Genomic DNA, 16503 nt, shown 5'->3' on the forward strand with positions numbered 1-16503 from the left:
AGGCGGCGACGAACGGGTCGTCAAACCCGCCTTCACACGCTCACAACCTCTGGGCGCGGCGATGGATCCATGCTTAACTTGCCCCCTACCCGCCGAACCCATCATGACCGCTGATTCCGACCTCTGGCTTCCGCTTGCCGCCACCCCTCCACGCCGGTGGAGGGTGAGCTTCGGCTCTGTCGCCGCGGCCGGGCGCCTGTTCCGCCGGGCCTACGGCGAGATGACCGACCTCGTGCTGCCGCCGGCCTGTCCGGTGTGCCGCGCCCGGCTCGGCAGTGCAGGTGGCTTGTGCGCCGACTGTTGGCAGGGCGTGCGCTTCCTCGAACGGCCCTGGTGCGAGCGGCTCGGCACGCCGCTGCCCATCGATCTCGGACCCGGCATCCTTTCGGCCGCTGCGGTGGCCGACCCGCCAGCCTTTGCCCGCGCCCGCTCGGCAGTCTCCTACGAGGGGCCGGTGCCCGACCTCGTCCATGCCTTCAAATATGCCGACCGCACCGATCTCGCTCCGATGCTCGGTGCTTGGATGGCCCGCGCCGCTCATGAACTCGTTGCCGATGCCGACATGCTGGTGCCGGTGCCGCTGCACTGGGGCCGCCTCGCTCACCGCCGTTTCAATCAGGCGGCCCTCTTGGCCCAGCAAGTCGGCCGTCTGACCGGCGTGCCGGTTGCGACGCGCCTCCTCCTGCGTACCCGCCGCACGCCGCAGCAGGTCGGGCTCGGTCGCGACGAGCGGGCGCGCAACATGCGTGGCGCCTTTGTTGTGCCTGCCAGCAAGACGGCCGCTCTCGCCGGCCGCCGGCCCATTCTCATCGACGACGTCTTGACCACCGGCGCCACGCTGGAGGCCGCCACGCGCGCTCTGCTCGACGCTGGCGCTGCGGCGGTTGACGTTCTAACCTTGGCGCGGGTTGTGGCGCCAAGCTGAAGCGGGCTATAGAATCGTCTTCGCAACGCTCACCGAGGAGGTCCGCCATGGTTCCGGTCACCATCTACACCCGCGAGGGCTGCGGCTACTGCGTGCGGGCCAAGGCGCTGCTGACCAGGAAGGGCGCCGCTTTCAACGAGATCCACGCCGGTGCTGATCCTGCTCTCAAGGCGGAAATGGTCCAGCGTTCCGGCCGTACCACCTTCCCGCAGATCTTCCTCGGCGATACCCACGTCGGTGGCTGCGACGACCTCTATGCACTCGATGACGAAGGGCGGCTCGACGCCCTTCTTGCCGGCTGAGGAGACACCATGACGCGTCCGCTCTGCGTTGCCGCCGTCCAACTCCGGTCGAGCCGCGATCCCCAGAAGAACCTGCCCGAGGTGGAGGCGCTGATCCGCGACGCCGCCAGCGCCGGCGCCACCTACATCCAGACGCCGGAGATGACCAACATCATCGAACGCGACCGAGCCGACATGCTGGGCCAGTTGGCAGTCGAAGCCAAGGATGCCTTCGTTGCGCGCGGCGCCCAGCTCGCCAAGGAGCTCGGCATCACCCTGCACTTCGGCTCGCTGGCCATTCGCCGCGACGACGGCAAGATCGCCAACCGCGCCTATGTCTTCGGCCCCGCCGGCGACTTGCTGGCCCGCTACGACAAGATCCACATGTTCGACGTGGACCTGCCGCTCGGCGAGACCTGGCGGGAGAGCGCTGCCTACACGCCCGGCGAAAGCGCCATTGTCGTGGAAGCCGCCGGAACCAAGATCGGCCTCGCCATCTGCTACGACCTGCGCTTTCCGCAGTTGTTCCGGGCCTACGGCCATGCCGACGTCGAAATCATGGGCGCACCGGCGGCCTTCACCCGCCAGACCGGCGAGGCGCACTGGCACGTGCTGCAACGCGCCCGCGCCATCGAGAATGGCTGTTTCATGGTATCGGCCGCCCAGGGGGGTACCCACGAGGACGGCCGCGAGACCTACGGCCATTCGCTGATCATCAGTCCCTGGGGCAAAGTGATCGCCGAGGCCAACCACGCCGACCCCGGCATCGTGGTTGCCGACATCGACCTCGATGAAGTGGAACTGACCCGCGCCCGCATTCCCTCGTTGGAGAACGAGCGCCGGTTTACGCTTTGATTGCCGGCTTAGCCTAAAAAATAGCGCCGGGCTTGCGATAGCCGCGCCGGCGCGCCATGTTGAAAGTCATGATCCGCTATTCGCTCGTCTGTTCCAACGCCCATGAATTCGAGGGATGGTTCCGCTCCTCGGAGGATTTCGACGCCCAATCGTCGGCCGGCCTGTGCGCCTGCCCCGAATGCGGCTCGACATCGGTTACCAAGGCGCTGATGAGGCCGAACGTCACGACATCGGAAAGCAAAGCCGTCGTGCCGGCTGCGTCGCAGGATAAGCAGCTCGTCACCGTTCCGCCGGAAGCGCGAGAGTTTCTAGAAAAGCTCAAGGAAATCAAGGCCGCGTTGCTCGACGGCTCCGAGAATGTCGGGAAGCGCTTTGCCGAGGAGGCGCGACGCATCCACTTCGGCGAGGCACCGATGCGTGCCGTGCATGGCGAAGCCACCGCCGATGACGCCCGCGCCCTCGTCGAGGAAGGCATCGATATCCTGCCGTTGCCTGTCCTGCCCGGCGAGCGGAACTGATCGTCACGCCGCAGATACCGTTTCGAAATTCGCTCCGACGAGTCGGCTGGGATGGCTTTCGAGAACCGGAGCGGAGCGGACTTGAAGGTCCGTGAGCACCGGAAGCGCAGAAAGTCGTGCCAGACGGCCGCCGGAGTAGGATTTCAAGACGGTATCTTGGGGCGAGCCGCCAGTACCATGTAATTAACGTCAGTGTCGTCGCTTTCCTTCCAGGCAAAGCGCAGGGGATCGAACACGACGCCGCGTCGGTCGAGCAGCGTCAGACCGGCGTCTTGCAGCGGCGCCTCCAGCTCCTCGGGTTTGACGAATTTCTTCCAGTCGTGCGTGCCGACCGGCAGCCAGCGCAGGACATATTCGGCGCCGACCACGGCGAGACCAAGCGCCTTCAGCGTGCGGTTGAGCGTCGCCGCGACGACCAGGCCACCCGGCTTCACAAGGTCGGCCACCGTACTGAGGAACGACGGCACGTCGGCAACATGCTCCACCACCTCAAGGGCCAGCACCACATCGAAACGATCCCCGGTAGCAAGCACCTCTTCGGCCGTTGTCGCCCGATAATCGATCGTCACACCGGTTTCGGCGGCATGCAGCCGCGCCACTTCGATATTGACCGGCGACGGATCGATGCCGGTGACGGTGGCCCCCAGCCGGGCCATCGGCTCGGATACGAGGCCGCCACCACAGCCGATATCCAGGAAGGACAGGCCGGTAAAGGCATCGGCGGCGCGTTCGTCGCGGCCGAAATGCCTGGACACCTCACGCTTGAGGTAATTGAGCCGGACCGGGCTGAACCGGTGCAACGGCTTGAACTTGCCGTTCGGGTCCCACCACTCCCTGGCCATCGCCGAGAAGCGGTCGACTTCGGCCTGATCGACACTGTCACGCTTCGTCTCGGTCATGGGGTTCTCCGCACCGCTGTTGCCGCCGGGATGGGCAAGCGTCGACTTTTCGAGCCGACCGACTGCCAAGTCAACCCTTGGCGTTTATTCGTCAGCCAGTCGATCGAATTCTGGTCATAAGCGGAAAGGCGGCCTTTCCGGCGCCATCCTGAAGCGCTTCACTAGTGAAAAATAAGCCGGAGGATCGTGATGCCACTTCACCCCGAGATTGCTGCCGATCTGGCGGCCGCCGCCGCGCGCGGCGAACCGCCCCTGAAAGACCTTTCCGCCGAGGCCGGCCGCGCCCGTGCAGAAGCTGAACCGCGCGTCGCCGGCGCGCCGGTGAAGGCGGTGGAGAAAGTTGCCATTCCCGTGCAAAGCGGCAGCATCGGGGCGCGCGTCTACCGGCCGTTCGGCGACGGCGATGCCCTGCCCGGCATTGTCTACATTCACGGCGGCGGCTGGGTGCTGTGCTCGCTCGATACTCACGACAACATCTGCCGCAACCTTGCCGCCAGCGTCGGCGCCGTCGTCGTCTCCGTCGATTATCGCATGGCGCCCGAGCATCGCTTCCCGGTGGCGAGCGACGACTGCCTCGCAGCCGTCCGTTGGGTGGCCGCACACACAGCCCAGCTCGGCATCGATCCGGCCAAGCTGATCGTCGGCGGCGACAGCGCCGGTGGCAACCTCACTGCCGTCACGGCCCTGCGCATCCGTGATGAAGGCGGACCGACGCTGGCCGGCCAGATGCTGATCTATCCGGTGACTGACGACATCGCCGCCGGTCATCCTTCCTATGCCGAGTTCGCCGACGGCTTCGGCCTGACGGCCGACGACATGGTCTGGTTCTGGGATCATTACGTGCCCGATCCGGCTCTCCGCACCCATCCTCATGCCTCGCCACTCAGAGCGGAAAGCCTGGCCGGTCTGCCGCCCACCTTGCTGCTGACGGCCGGCTGCGATGTGTTGCGCGATGAGGGCGAGGCCTACGCCGGCCGCCTTGCCGCCGCCGGTGTGACGCTGGATTTCCGCCGTTACGAAGGCCTGCACCACGGCTGCGCCGGCGACTACGGCCGCCTCCGCGCCGTAGCCCCCTTCTTCGAACATCTCGTCACCTGGGCCCGCGCCATCTTCCGTCTCTGAACATATACTGCCAGGCAAACGCACCCGTAGCCGCGTCAGCGGCTTCCGGCGCCAAGCGGCGCCCGTGCGGAGCACGAAAGCCAAGGGCTGGAAGCCGCCGGCGATTGAGGAAATAAAACCACTTCCGGCGCCAAGGGGCGCCGCGCGGAGCGTGTCTTCGAGACACGAAGCGTCTTGAAGACGTAAGCGGAGCGGAAGCCAAGGGCCGGAGGCCCGCCGGCGCTTGAGGCGGAAGAAAAAAAGCCAAGCAATCACTGGCAGGCATCGCCTGCCAGTGATTGCGAGCTGGCGCACCTTCCTGTATTGAGGGCGCGGCCCTGCGGGTGCCGTTCGGCGGCCCGCCTTTTCACCTCTCGCAACGGGGTTCCCGCCCCTTAGGAAACGACGTCGGAAAATGGCTCGATTGGTGATGAAATTCGGCGGCACTTCCGTCGCCGATCTCGATAGGATCCGCAATGTTGCGGCCCATGTGAAGCGCGAGGTCGATGCCGGCCATCAGGTTGCCGTCGTCGTGTCGGCCATGGCTGGTAAGACCAACGAGTTGGTCGCGCTCTGCCGTGGTGCTTCCTCCCTGCATGACGCGCGCGAATACGACGCCGTCGTCGCCTCCGGCGAACAGGTCACCAGCGGTCTTCTCGCCATCACGCTGCAGGCGATGGGCATCGATGCCCGCTCCTGGCAGGGCTGGCAGTTGCCGATCGTCACCGATAGCGCCCATGGCGCCGCCCGCATCCAGTCGATCGACGGCACGCGCGTCATCGAACAGATGGAGGCCGGCCGTGTCGCCGTCATCGCCGGATTCCAGGGCATCGGCCCGGATGGGCGCGTCTCCACGCTCGGCCGTGGCGGTTCCGACACCTCGGCGGTTGCCGTGGCGGCAGCGGTGAAGGCCGATCGCTGCGACATCTACACCGACGTTGACGGCGTCTACACCACCGACCCGCGCGTCGTGCCCAAGGCCCGCCGTCTCGACAAGGTCTCCTTTGAGGAGATGCTGGAGATGGCATCCCTTGGCTCAAAGGTACTGCAGGTGCGCTCCGTCGAGCTCGCCATGGTCCACAGGGTCCGCACCTTCGTGCGGTCATCCTTCGAGGACCCCAACAACCCCAAGACCATGCCGAACGGCGACCCGTTCGGAACGCTCATTTGCGATGAGGACGAGATCGTGGAACAGGAAGTCGTCACCGGTATCGCCTACTCCAAGGACGAGGCGCAGATCTCCATCCGCCGCGTGCCGGACCAGCCGGGCGTCGCCGCCGCGGTGTTCGGACCGCTGGCCGAGGCCAACGTCAACGTCGACATGATCGTTCAGAACATCTCCGCCGACGGCGCCGAGACGGACATCACCTTCACGTTGCCGGCCACCGACTACGAGCGCGCCACCGCCGTGCTCAACGATAAGAAGGTGGAGATCGGCTACAAGACCTTCGAGGGCACCACCGGCATGTGCAAGGTGTCGGTGATCGGCGTCGGCATGCGCAGCCATGCCGGCGTCGCCGCGCAGGCCTTCAAGGCCCTGTCGGCCAAGGGCATCAACATCCGGGCGATCACCACGTCCGAGATCAAGATTTCCGTGCTGATCGACGAGGCTTACACCGAACTCGCCGTGCGCACCCTGCATTCGGCCTACGGCCTCGACAAGGCCTGACATGCGCATCGGCGCCGGAGAGGTCCCCAAAGGATCCCCTGGGCCGGTTCGCCAAGCTCGGCTCGCTCACGCCGATTTGTGAGAGGCTCCATGAAAAGGGCCTCGCCGCCTGCACGGCGAGGCCTTATCAACGGGTGGAGCCAGTTGTTTTCCGTCAGGTCCCGGAAGGGATGCTGCCATATTGATGGCTTCAAGCCAGCCGCAAAAAGCGCTAGGGCTGGCGTCATGGAGTGAATGAGCCCGTCGGCCGGCCTGGCGCCGTTCCGGCCTGCGGGAGAGAGCAGGAAGCCGACGATGCGGGGAGGCCTTTCCGGACCGCGCGTTCTGCTCCGCCGCCTCCGCGAGGTGATGGCGGAGCCGATCAGCGCCCAGGAGCGACTGGACAAGATCGTCGTTACCATCGCGGCCAATATGGTGGCGGAGGTTTGCTCGCTCTACGTCCTGCGCGCCGACGGTGTGCTTGAACTGTTCGCCACCGAGGGTCTCAATCGCGAATCCGTTCACAAGGCATCGCTTCGCATCGGCCAGGGCCTCGTCGGTCTGATCGCCGCCGAGGCGGCGGTTCTGAACCTTGCCGACGCCCAGGAACACCCGGCCTTCTCCTACATCCCCGGTACCGACGAAGAGGCCTATCACTCCTTCCTCGGCGTACCGATTCTTCGCTCCGGCCGCACGCTCGGGGTTCTGGTGGTGCAGAACCGCGTCCGCAAGACCTACTCCGAGGAGGAGGAGGAGGCGCTCCAGACCACCGGCATGATCATTGCCGAGATCATTGCTTCCGGCGAAGTGCTCGGCCTTGCCGCCGCCCAGCAGACGGTGCTCGATCTCAACCGCCCGATGCACGTGCCCGGCGTGGTGCTGTCCGACGGCGTCGGTCTCGGTCACGTCGTGCTGCACGAGCCGCGCGTCGTCGTCACCAACTTCATCGCCGAGGATCCCGAGCAGGAGGTGAAGCGGCTGACCGCCGCCATCGCCAACCTGCGCCTTTCCATCGACGACATGATCGACAGCGGCGAGGTCGCCCACCACGGCGAGCATCGCGACGTGCTGGAAGCCTACCGCATGTTCGCCTACGACCGCGGTTGGACGCGGCGCATGGAAGAGGCAATCGTCCGTTCCGGCCTGTCGGCCGAGGCGGCGGTGGAGCGTGTGCAATCCGACACCCGCGCCCGCATGCAGCGGCAGACTGACCCCTATCTGCTCGAGCGTCTGCACGATTTCGATGACCTGACCTATCGCCTGCTGCGCGAGCTGATGGGCAAGGACAAGAACACCGAGCTGCCGGAGAACGCCATCGTCGTTGCCCGCTCGATGGGCGCCGCCGAACTCCTCGACTACGACCGCTCCAAGCTGCGCGGCCTGGTGCTCGAGGAAGGGACGACAACCAGCCACGTGGCGATCGTCGCCCGTGCCCTGTCCATCCCGGCGGTCGGCCAGCTCGCCAACGTCGTATCGCTGGCCGAGAACGGCGACAGCATCATCATCGATGGCGAGAGCGGCTACGTGCACTTGAGGCCGCCGGCCGATGTCGAGCAGGCTTACGTCACCAAGGTGCGCTTCCGCGCTCGCCGGCAGGAGCGTTATCGTCAGTTGCGCTTCAAGGCGCCGGTGACGCTCGACGGCGTGCGCATTGCCCTCAATACCAACGCCGGCCTGTTGTTCGACCTGCCGCATTTCGATGAATCGGGCGCCGACGGCATCGGCCTGTTCCGTACCGAACTGCAGTTCATGATCGCGCCCAACTTCCCCAAGTTGGGTCAGCAGGCGGAGCTCTATTCCAAGATTCTCGACGGCGCCACCGGCCGGCCGGTCACCTTCCGCACGCTGGATATCGGCGGCGACAAGGTGCTGCCTTACCTCACCCGCTCGGTGCAGGAAGAGAACCCGGCCATGGGCTGGCGTGCCATTCGCATCGGGCTCGACCGCACCGTCATCCTGAGGACGCAGGTGCGCGCCTTGCTGAAGGCGGCCGGTGGCCGCGAGCTGCGCGTCATGTTCCCGATGATCTCGACGGTGGACGAGTTCAACAGAGCCAAGGAACTGGTCAAGGGCGAACAGCGCTTCCTCGAAAAGCACGGCCACGCGCTGCCGTCGTCTCTCAAGCTCGGCGCCATGATCGAGGTTCCGGCGCTGCTCTTCGAGCTCGACGAGCTCTTGTCGGTGGTCGACTTTGTGTCGGTCGGCACCAACGACCTGTTCCAGTTCATGCTGGCTGTCGACCGCGGCAACGCCAAGGTGGCGCAACGCTTCGATCCGCTCGCCCCATCCTTCCTGCGCGCGCTGCGCACCATCGCCCGCAAGTCGGCTGAATATGGCAAGCCGGCGACGCTGTGCGGCGAACTCGGCGGCACGCCGCTTACCGCCATGGCCCTGATGGCCATCGGCTTCCGCTCGATGTCCATGGCGGCCACCTCGGTCGGCCCGGTCAAGGACATGATCCGTTCGGTCAACCTCGGCGAACTCGAGGCGCTGCTGGCACCCGCCCTCAATCGCCCCGACGGTCCGCCAATCCGCAAGCTCTTGCAGGATTTCGCCGAAGCGCGCGATATCCCGCTCAACTGATCCGGTTCCCAACCAACGCATGACCCCTTTTGACGCTCGCCTCGAGGCTCTCCTCGACCGTTTCGCCATTCTCGAGGCACGGCTCGCCGGCAATCCGGACGCTGAAACCTTCGTTCGCCTGTCGCGCGACTATGCCGAGCTCGAACCGCTGGTCGCCCGCATCCGTGCCTTGCGGGAGGCCGATCGCGAGCTGGGCGACATCGAGGCCATGCTCGCCGATACGGGTACCGACCCGGACATGCGAGCGCTCGCCGAGGCCGAGCGGCCGGAGCTGCTCGAAAAGGTCGAGGCACTGCGGCAGGACGTCCGGCTGGCGCTACTGCCACGCGACCGTGCCGACGACAAGAGCGCCATTCTGGAGGTGCGTGCCGGTACCGGCGGCGACGAAGCGGCGCTGTTTGCCGGCGATCTCTTCCGCATGTACCAGCGCTACGCCGAAACGCGCGGCTGGCGCGTCGAGGTGATGAGCGTGTCGGAAGCCGAACTGGGCGGCTACAAGGAAATCATCGCCTCGATCGACGGCGCCGGCGTCTATGCCCGACTGAAGTTCGAGTCCGGCGTTCACCGCGTGCAGCGCGTACCGGTGACCGAGAGTTCCGGCCGCATCCACACCTCGGCGGCCACCGTGGCCGTGCTGCCGGAAGCCGAGGAGGTGGATATCGCCATCAACGAGAGCGACCTGCGCGTCGATACCTTCCGCTCGTCGGGCGCCGGCGGCCAGCACGTCAACACCACCGACAGTGCCATCCGCATCACCCATATTCCCACCGGCATCGCCGTCGCCTGCCAGGAGGAGCGGTCGCAGCACAAGAACCGCGCCAAGGCGATGAAGCTGTTGCGCTCCCGTCTCTACGAGATGGAGCGCGAAAAGGCCGACAGCGCCCGCGCCGCCGACCGGCGCGGCCAGGTCGGTTCCGGTGACCGCTCCGAACGCATCCGCACCTACAATTTCCCCCAGGGGCGCCTCACCGATCACCGTATCAACCTGACGCTCTACAAGCTGCCACAGGTGATGGAAGGCGATCTCGACGATGTCGTCGACGCGCTGATCACCGACCATCAGGCAAAGCTGCTCGCCGAAGCCGAAGCATGAGCGGCGGCTCCACTCTCAGCGACCTTCTCGCCGATGCCCGCCGACGCCTCGCGGCCGCCGGCATCGACACGGCAGCCATCGATGCCCGTCTGCTTGTCGAGGCGGCCACCGGCGCCAGCCGGCTCGATCTTCTCGCCGCCACGGACCGCCCGGTTGCCGCCGATGCCGCTGCCCGCCTCGACGATTGGATCGGTCGCCGCGCTGCCGGCGAACCGGTCGGTCGCATCCTCGGCACCGCCTCGTTCTACGGCCTCGATTTTGCGCTCGGTCCGGACACGCTGGAACCGCGTCCCGATACCGAGGTGCTGGTGGAGGTGGCGCTCGGAGCCGTCCGCTCCGGCCGCATTCCCGGCGTTTTGTCCGATGGGGAAGGCCTTCGCCTGCTTGACCTCGGCACAGGGACCGGCGCCATTGCCGTGGCGCTGCTCTCAAAGCTCGCGCAAGCCCGCGGACTGGCCACCGATCTGTCATCAGGTGCCCTGGAGGTCGCGAAAGGCAACGCCGTCCGCCATGGCGTCAGTGACCGGCTCGATTTCGCCGAAGGAGACTTCTTCGCCGCCGTCAGCGGCGGTTTCCATCTGATCGTCTCCAACCCGCCCTATATCGCCAGCAGCGTCATTGCCGGACTCGACCGCGAGGTGCGCCTCCACGACCCGTTGCTCGCCCTTGATGGCGGCTCCGATGGGCTCGACGCCTACAGGACCATCCTGGGCGGCATCGGTGAGCACCTCCTGGCCGGCGGCCTGCTCGCCGTCGAGATCGGCTGGGATCAAGGCGAAGCAGTCGCTCGCCTGTTCGCAGCGGCCGGATTGTCGGACATCGAAGTCCACCGCGACCTCGGCGACCGGGATCGGGTGATCTCGGGCTTCCTTCGGACGAAAATCGACTGAATTCCCTCACTTTATTAGCCTTGAACACAAAATTCAGCTTGGAAAGTTGTGACGAAGCAGCTAGGGTCCCTGCGTAGAGAATCGGCTGTATTTGACGTCACCGTCGAAAAGCCGTATTCGGGAGGCATGACCTTCTTGCCCTGGCGGGGTGAGCAATCGGAGTTCGCTCACGGCGGATGATTGCCGACAGAGCCAAGGCGTGGGTCAGGATCCCGCTCAGACCCGTTCTCGATACGATCAAACGTAGAGGATGCTGAGGCGACACCGTCGTGGGCTATGGCCCGAACGGACGGTCGTTCTTGATGGATGATAATGTTTGCACCAGGCGCCGCGACTTCACCGGCCTCCTCATCGGGAGAGCTGCAAGTCAACGAGACCCGCGGCCTCGCGCCCCGTGCTGTTTTGACCCGCGAAGGCAAGAGATAGCGGACATATGAGGCAGAACCAGCAGAACAAGCAACGGATGCGCGGCCGGCCCAACCGCAAGGCTCCCAATCCGCTCACCCGATCGTTCGACTCCAACGGTCCGGACATCAAGATCCGAGGCACCGCCCTTCACATCGCCGAGAAATACACGCAGCTTGCTCGCGATGCGTCATCGGCGGGCGACCGGGTGATGGCGGAGAATTACCTCCAGCACGCCGAGCACTATTACCGCATCATCGCCGCCGCTCAGGCCGCCCAGGCCGCCGCAGCAGCAGGCCGCGAGGATGAGACTGACGACGACGATTTCGAGCCGATCGGCTCCGACCGTTTCGAGCCGCGCCAGATCGAGATCCGCCAGCCCGGCCAGTTCGACAACACCAATCGCCAGCCCAACGAGCAGCGCGAGCCGCGCGACATGGGCAACGGCAGCTACCAGAACCGCGACAACAGCGGCCAGCAGCGCGATTATAACCGCAACGGCGACAACAACGGCCAGCAGCGCGATTATAACCGCAACGGCGACAACAATCGCAACGGTGACAACAACAACCGCAACGGTGAAAACGCCGGCGGCGAACGTCAGCAGCAGGACCGCAACGAATATCGTCGCGACCGCCGCCCGCGCTTCGATCGCTTCGGCCGAGACAACAACAACCGTGGCGACCGCCAGGGCCAAGGGCAGAACAACCAGGACAATCGCGGTGGCGAGCGTCAGCCGCAGCCGGCCGTGGCGCCGACACTGGCCGATGCGCCGCAGCCGGACGTCAGCTTCCCTGACGTGCCGCAGCCCGTCGCCCGCACTGAGCGTCCGGTTGAGCGTGAACAGCGTCCGGTCGAGCGCGAGCGTCAGGCTCCAGTCGCCGCCGAGGCCGGCCTGCCGGCTTTCCTGCTGGAGCGCCAGCCGCGCGTTTCCGAAACCGCTCCGGCGCCTGTGACCGAACGGCCGGCTCCGGTCGCCGAGCGCCCGGCTGCCGAGCCGGTTCGCCAGCCGTCACCCGAACCGGTGGCTGCTGCTCCGGCCGAGATAGGCTCCGAGGAGGAGGCGCCGCGCAAGCGCGTTCCGCGCCGCCGGGCCACCACCATCGGCACGCCGATAGCCTCGACGACCCGCCCGCGTACCCGTCGGGCCAAGGCCGCGACGACCGACAATGAGGGCGGCGAAGGCTGAGGCTTTCGCAAGCGGAAATCGAACAAGAAGGGCCGTGTCATCGCCGACGCGGCCCTTTTCATTTTCTGGCGTTATGAACCAGACATGAAAAAGGGCGGCGCCGTGGCGTCGCCCTTTGTCCGTCATTGTTTGCGAGAGCTCTCTCAGGCGGCAGCGTCCTTGGACCGCAGGCGCTTGCGCTCGATCGGATCGAGCAGAATCTTGCGCAGGCGGATCGACTTCGGCGTCACCTCGACCAGTTCGTCGTCCTGGATCCAGGCCAGCGCCTTCTCAAGCGTCATGCGGATCGGCGGCGTCAGGCGCACCGCCTCATCCTTGCTGACCGAACGAACGTTAGTCAGCTTCTTGCCCTTGAGAACGTTGACCTCGAGGTCGTTCTCGCGGGTGTGCTCGCCGACGATCATGCCCTGATAGACCTTCCAACCCGGCTCGATCATCATCGGGCCGCGATCCTCGAGGTTCCACAGCGCGAACGCCACGGCCTCGCCAATGTCGTTGGAGATCAGCACGCCGTTGCGCCGGCCGGGCAGATCGCCCTTGTGCGGCTGGTAGGCGTGGAACAGCCGGTTCATCACCGCCGTGCCGCGCGTGTCGGTCAGAAGCTCCGACTGATAACCGATCAGACCACGGGTCGGCGCGAAGAACACCAGGCGCAGGCGGTTGCCGCCGGACGGGCGCATCTCCACCATGTCGGCCTTGCGCTCGCTCATCTTCTGGACGACTACCGACGAGTATTCCTCGTCGACGTCGATCACCACCTCTTCGACCGGCTCCAGTGTCTCGCCGGTGGTCTCGTCCTTACGGAACACGACGCGCGGCCGCGACACGGCGAGCTCGAAGCCCTCGCGACGCATGGTCTCGATCAGCACGGCAAGCTGCAGCTCGCCACGACCGGAGACGAAGAAGGAATCCTTCTCCGAGCTTTCCTCGATCTTCAGGGCGACGTTGCCCTCCGCTTCGCGCAGAAGACGGTCGCGGATCATGCGGCTCGTCACCTTGTCGCCCTCGGTGCCGGCCAGCGGCGAGTTGTTGACGAGGAAGGTCATGGTGACGGTCGGCGGGTCGATCGGCTGGGCGTGCAGCGGTTCGGTCACGTCGAGGGCACAGAAAGTCTCGGCCACCGTGCCCTTGCTGAGGCCGGCGATCGCCACGATGTCGCCGGCTTCGCCGACGTCGATCGCCGTACGCTCAAGGCCACGGAAGGCCAAGAGCTTGGACACGCGGCCCTGATCGACAACATTGCCGTCCTGATCGAGTACCTTGATGGTCTGGTTGGTCTTCACCGAACCCGAGGTGATGCGGCCGGTCACGACGCGGCCGAGGAAGGGATTGGCTTCAAGCAGCGTGCCGATCATGCGGAAGGAGGCGTCCTTCTCGACATGCGGCGGCTCGACATGGCGCAGCACCAGATCGAACAGCGGGGCCATGCCATCGCCCTCGCCGCCTTCCGGCGTGGTCGAGAACCAGCCATTGCGACCCGAGCCATAGAGGATCGGGAAATCGAGCTGCTCGTCGGTGGCATCGAGATTGGCAAACAGGTCGAACACCTCATCCACCACTTCATGGATGCGGGCGTCGTGACGGTCGACCTTGTTGATGGCGACGATCGGCTTCAGGCCGACCTTCAGCGCCTTGCCGACCACGAACTTGGTCTGCGGCATCGGCCCCTCGGCGGCGTCGACCAGCACGATGGCGCCGTCCACCATATTGAGAATGCGCTCCACCTCGCCGCCGAAGTCGGCGTGGCCTGGGGTGTCGACGATGTTGATCCGTACATCTTTCCAGACCACCGAAGTCGCCTTGGCAAGAATGGTGATGCCGCGCTCCTTCTCGAGGTCGTTGGAATCCATCACGCGCTCGGCCACCTTCTGGTTCTCGCGATAGGTGCCGGACTGCTTCAGAAGCTCATCGACCAGGGTGGTCTTGCCATGGTCGACGTGCGCGATGATGGCGATGTTGCGCATTTGCATGGGCGTACTCAGTTTGGAAAAGACAGACGGCCCGAAGCGAACCTCCGGACCGTCATTCTGGCGCGCACTATACAAATGAATGTGACGGTAGCAAGAAAAACCTGATTATTACGCCGATCATCAGCCATGCAAAGCGTTGCGACACTTAACAGCGGCCGCTTGTCTCTGCTAAAAGCCCCGCCTTCGGCCTTCATTTCCGAGACGTTCCATGCAGCATGCTCCGATGACCGAGCGCCATGTCGCGGCGATTGGTTCGCTCCTGATCGCTCTCGGTCCGGTGTCGCTCGCCCTCTACACGCCGGCCATGCCGGAACTAGTGACGGATTTTGCCACCACCTATCCGGCGGTGAAGGCAACGCTGGCCGCCTACTTCGCCGGCTTCGCGCTGGCGCAGCTGATTTGCGGGCCGTTATCAGATGCTTACGGCCGGCGCCCCACCGCGCTCGCTTTCCTCACGCTCTTTGCGATCGGCTCGCTTGGCGCCATGCTGGCGCCCTCCATCCACGCGCTGACGGTCGCTCGCCTGGTGCAAGGTATCGGTGCCGCCGTCGGCATTTCGGTCGCCCGCGCCATCGTCCGCGACAATTTCACCGGCGAGCAGTCGGCACGGGTGATGAACACCATCGGCATTTTCCTGGCCATCGGCCCGGCGATGGCGCCGACGCTCGGCAGCCTGGCCATGCTGGCTTTCGACTGGCGGGCGATCTTCGTGCTGATGGTGGCCTATGGCGGCGCGCTGCTCATCACGGTCTACCGGTTCCTGCCGGAAACCAACCTCGCACCCGACCCCGCCCGCGCCAGTCCGGCCGGCCTCGTTCGCGCCTATGCCGCCCTCGGCAGCGACGGCCGCTTTCTGTTCCCGGCGTTGATGCTCGGCCTGGTGCTCGGCGGATTTTACTCGCTGAGCTCGATGCTGCCCTTCCTGCTGATCGACATCGCCGGCCTCAGCCCGCAGGCTTTCGGCTTCGGCATGCTGGCCCAGACCGGCGCCTATATCCTCGGCGGCGTCCTCACCAAGGCGCTCCTCAAGCACGTGCCGGCCCGCCACCTGGTCCTGCCGGGCCTCCTGCTTGCGATGACCGGCGCATTGACCATGGCGGCATCGATCGCACTATTTCCGCCGTCCTATTTGACCGTGATGGCCCCGGTTGCCATCTTCGCCTTCGCCCTGGCCATGGTGACGCCCGATCTCACCACGCGCGCCATGGCCGCCTTTCCCGAAAAGGCCGGGGCAGCGGCTGCCCTCCTGGGCTTTGCGCAGATGGGCAGCGGCTTTATCGATTCCGGCGCGGTGGCATTCATCGGTTCACCGCCGCTCGCCTTCGCCACGGTGATCCCGCTCGTCACCCTGGTTGCCTTGGTGCTTGGCTTCGTCGAGCGAGAGGACGACTGAACCGAAGTCCGCTAAGTCTTGCGATAGCCGAGCAGGCCCGGCGCCGAGTGCCAGAAGGTCTGCGCGGCAAAGCCCATGAATAGGAGGCCCGAGCCCCTGACGATGGCGAGCTCGTGCGCCCGGTAGAAGCGGCGGACCGCACCGGCGCCGATGATGGAGATCATCACCACGTCGGCGGCAAGGAAACCGACGAACGACGCGGCAAGCAGGGCCGGCAGGTTGGAGAAGGACAACGTATCGGCAACACCGCCGACCAGCGCCGTGAAGGTGGCGAGCGCCACCGGATAGCCCTTGGGGTTGGTGAGGCCGAAGATCAGCCCGCGCCGGAACGGCCGCTCCACCGCCATCACCGCCCGCCCCTCGCCACTCGGTCGGGCACGGAAAGCACGCCAGCCGATGAAGGCGAGATAGGCGCCGCAAATGCAGCCGAGCAGGTCGAACACCATCGGCCCCACCACATGCGCGCCAACCAGAGCCACAAGCGCCAGGCTCGTCCACAGCGTGTCGCCGGCAAGATGGCCGACGATGAAGCGCGCGCCGGCGCCCCGCCCCTGACCGGCACCGATGCCGAGCAAGGCGATAAAGGCAGGACCGGGGATGACGACATAAAGAAAGGCGGCGACAAAGGCCGACAGCAGAAGCGAAAGCGGCATGAAAAGCGGGCCTTCTGGCGAGAGATGACGAAGCTTCCCGCAAATCGCCAAGCCGCGCAATCGCTACCCTGCCGATAAGCTGGGCATCTCGAGCGATGGC

Annotated in this window: 14 protein-coding genes; 11 read left to right on the plus strand and 3 right to left on the minus strand. The window is 65.7% G+C overall.

Annotation, left to right across the window (positions count from 1 at the left end; all coding sequences use genetic code 11):
• The first annotated feature begins 103 nt into the window (after positions 1–103).
• Genes G522_RS26040 through G522_RS0107770 form a run of 4 tightly spaced genes read left to right on the plus strand, consistent with a single transcriptional unit; the run spans position 104 to position 2579 of the window.
• Positions 104–925, plus strand: a complete 822-nt coding sequence (locus tag G522_RS26040; RefSeq protein ID WP_084633003.1) for a ComF family protein — start codon at positions 104–106, stop codon at positions 923–925.
• A 47-nt stretch (positions 926–972) separates the two neighbouring features.
• Positions 973–1227 (plus strand): glutaredoxin 3, encoded by a 255-nt coding sequence (grxC, locus tag G522_RS0107760; protein WP_026790550.1) that lies wholly within the window; start codon positions 973–975, stop codon positions 1225–1227.
• 9 nt (positions 1228–1236) lie between these two features.
• Positions 1237–2061 carry a carbon-nitrogen hydrolase family protein gene (locus tag G522_RS0107765; protein WP_026790551.1) on the plus strand — a complete coding sequence of 275 codons (825 nt, stop codon included), beginning with the start codon at positions 1237–1239 and terminating at the stop codon, positions 2059–2061.
• Between the two features lie 56 nt (positions 2062–2117).
• Positions 2118–2579 carry a DUF1178 family protein gene (locus G522_RS0107770; RefSeq protein WP_245586620.1) on the plus strand — a complete coding sequence of 154 codons (462 nt, stop codon included), beginning with the start codon at positions 2118–2120 and terminating at the stop codon, positions 2577–2579.
• Between the two features lie 143 nt (positions 2580–2722).
• Here the strand turns inward: G522_RS0107770 and ubiG are convergent, their stop codons facing one another.
• Positions 2723–3478 carry a bifunctional 2-polyprenyl-6-hydroxyphenol methylase/3-demethylubiquinol 3-O-methyltransferase UbiG gene (gene ubiG, locus G522_RS0107775; RefSeq protein WP_026790553.1) on the minus strand — a complete coding sequence of 252 codons (756 nt, stop codon included), beginning with the start codon at positions 3476–3478 and terminating at the stop codon, positions 2723–2725.
• A gap of 189 nt (positions 3479–3667) precedes the next feature.
• On the opposite strand from ubiG, the gene G522_RS26045 reads away from it, so the two are divergent.
• The 6 genes from G522_RS26045 (at position 3668) to G522_RS26050 (ending at position 12387) form a co-directional block, all read left to right on the plus strand.
• On the plus strand, positions 3668–4600 hold the full coding sequence (locus G522_RS26045; RefSeq protein ID WP_051228433.1) for an alpha/beta hydrolase: 933 nt from the start codon (positions 3668–3670) through the stop codon (positions 4598–4600).
• Positions 4601–4994: 394 nt separating this feature from the next.
• Positions 4995–6248, plus strand: coding sequence for an aspartate kinase (locus tag G522_RS0107785; protein WP_026790554.1), 1254 nt, complete (start codon positions 4995–4997; stop codon positions 6246–6248).
• 294 nt (positions 6249–6542) lie between these two features.
• The gene (gene ptsP, locus G522_RS0107790; RefSeq protein WP_026790555.1) at positions 6543–8810 is read left to right on the plus strand and encodes a phosphoenolpyruvate--protein phosphotransferase; all 2268 of its coding nucleotides are present in this window, start codon (positions 6543–6545) and stop codon (positions 8808–8810) included.
• A gap of 19 nt (positions 8811–8829) precedes the next feature.
• A complete protein-coding gene (gene prfA, locus G522_RS0107795) occupies positions 8830–9903 on the plus strand; it encodes a peptide chain release factor 1 (protein ID WP_026790556.1) in 1074 nt (357 codons plus the stop codon).
• Positions 9900–10793, plus strand: a complete 894-nt coding sequence (gene prmC / locus G522_RS0107800) for a peptide chain release factor N(5)-glutamine methyltransferase (RefSeq protein WP_026790557.1) — start codon at positions 9900–9902, stop codon at positions 10791–10793. The genes prfA and prmC overlap by 4 nt, the downstream gene beginning before the upstream one ends.
• A gap of 433 nt (positions 10794–11226) precedes the next feature.
• Positions 11227–12387, plus strand: a complete 1161-nt coding sequence (locus tag G522_RS26050; RefSeq protein WP_051228434.1) for a DUF4167 domain-containing protein — start codon at positions 11227–11229, stop codon at positions 12385–12387.
• A gap of 143 nt (positions 12388–12530) precedes the next feature.
• Here G522_RS26050 and typA read toward each other — a convergent pair whose 3' ends face one another.
• A complete protein-coding gene (gene typA, locus G522_RS0107810; RefSeq protein ID WP_026790558.1) occupies positions 12531–14357 on the minus strand; it encodes a translational GTPase TypA in 1827 nt (608 codons plus the stop codon).
• A 208-nt stretch (positions 14358–14565) separates the two neighbouring features.
• On the opposite strand from typA, the gene G522_RS0107815 reads away from it, so the two are divergent.
• Entirely contained in the window at positions 14566–15750 is a 1185-nt protein-coding gene (locus tag G522_RS0107815) for a multidrug effflux MFS transporter (RefSeq protein WP_051228435.1), read from the plus strand.
• An 11-nt stretch (positions 15751–15761) separates the two neighbouring features.
• Here the strand turns inward: G522_RS0107815 and G522_RS0107820 are convergent, their stop codons facing one another.
• Positions 15762–16403, minus strand: coding sequence for a LysE family translocator (locus G522_RS0107820; protein WP_026790560.1), 642 nt, complete (start codon positions 16401–16403; stop codon positions 15762–15764).
• Between the last annotated feature and the right edge of the window lie 100 nt (positions 16404–16503).

The sequence above is a fragment of the Pleomorphomonas oryzae DSM 16300 genome (assembly GCF_000422965.1).
Lineage (GTDB): Bacteria > Pseudomonadota > Alphaproteobacteria > Rhizobiales > Pleomorphomonadaceae > Pleomorphomonas > Pleomorphomonas oryzae.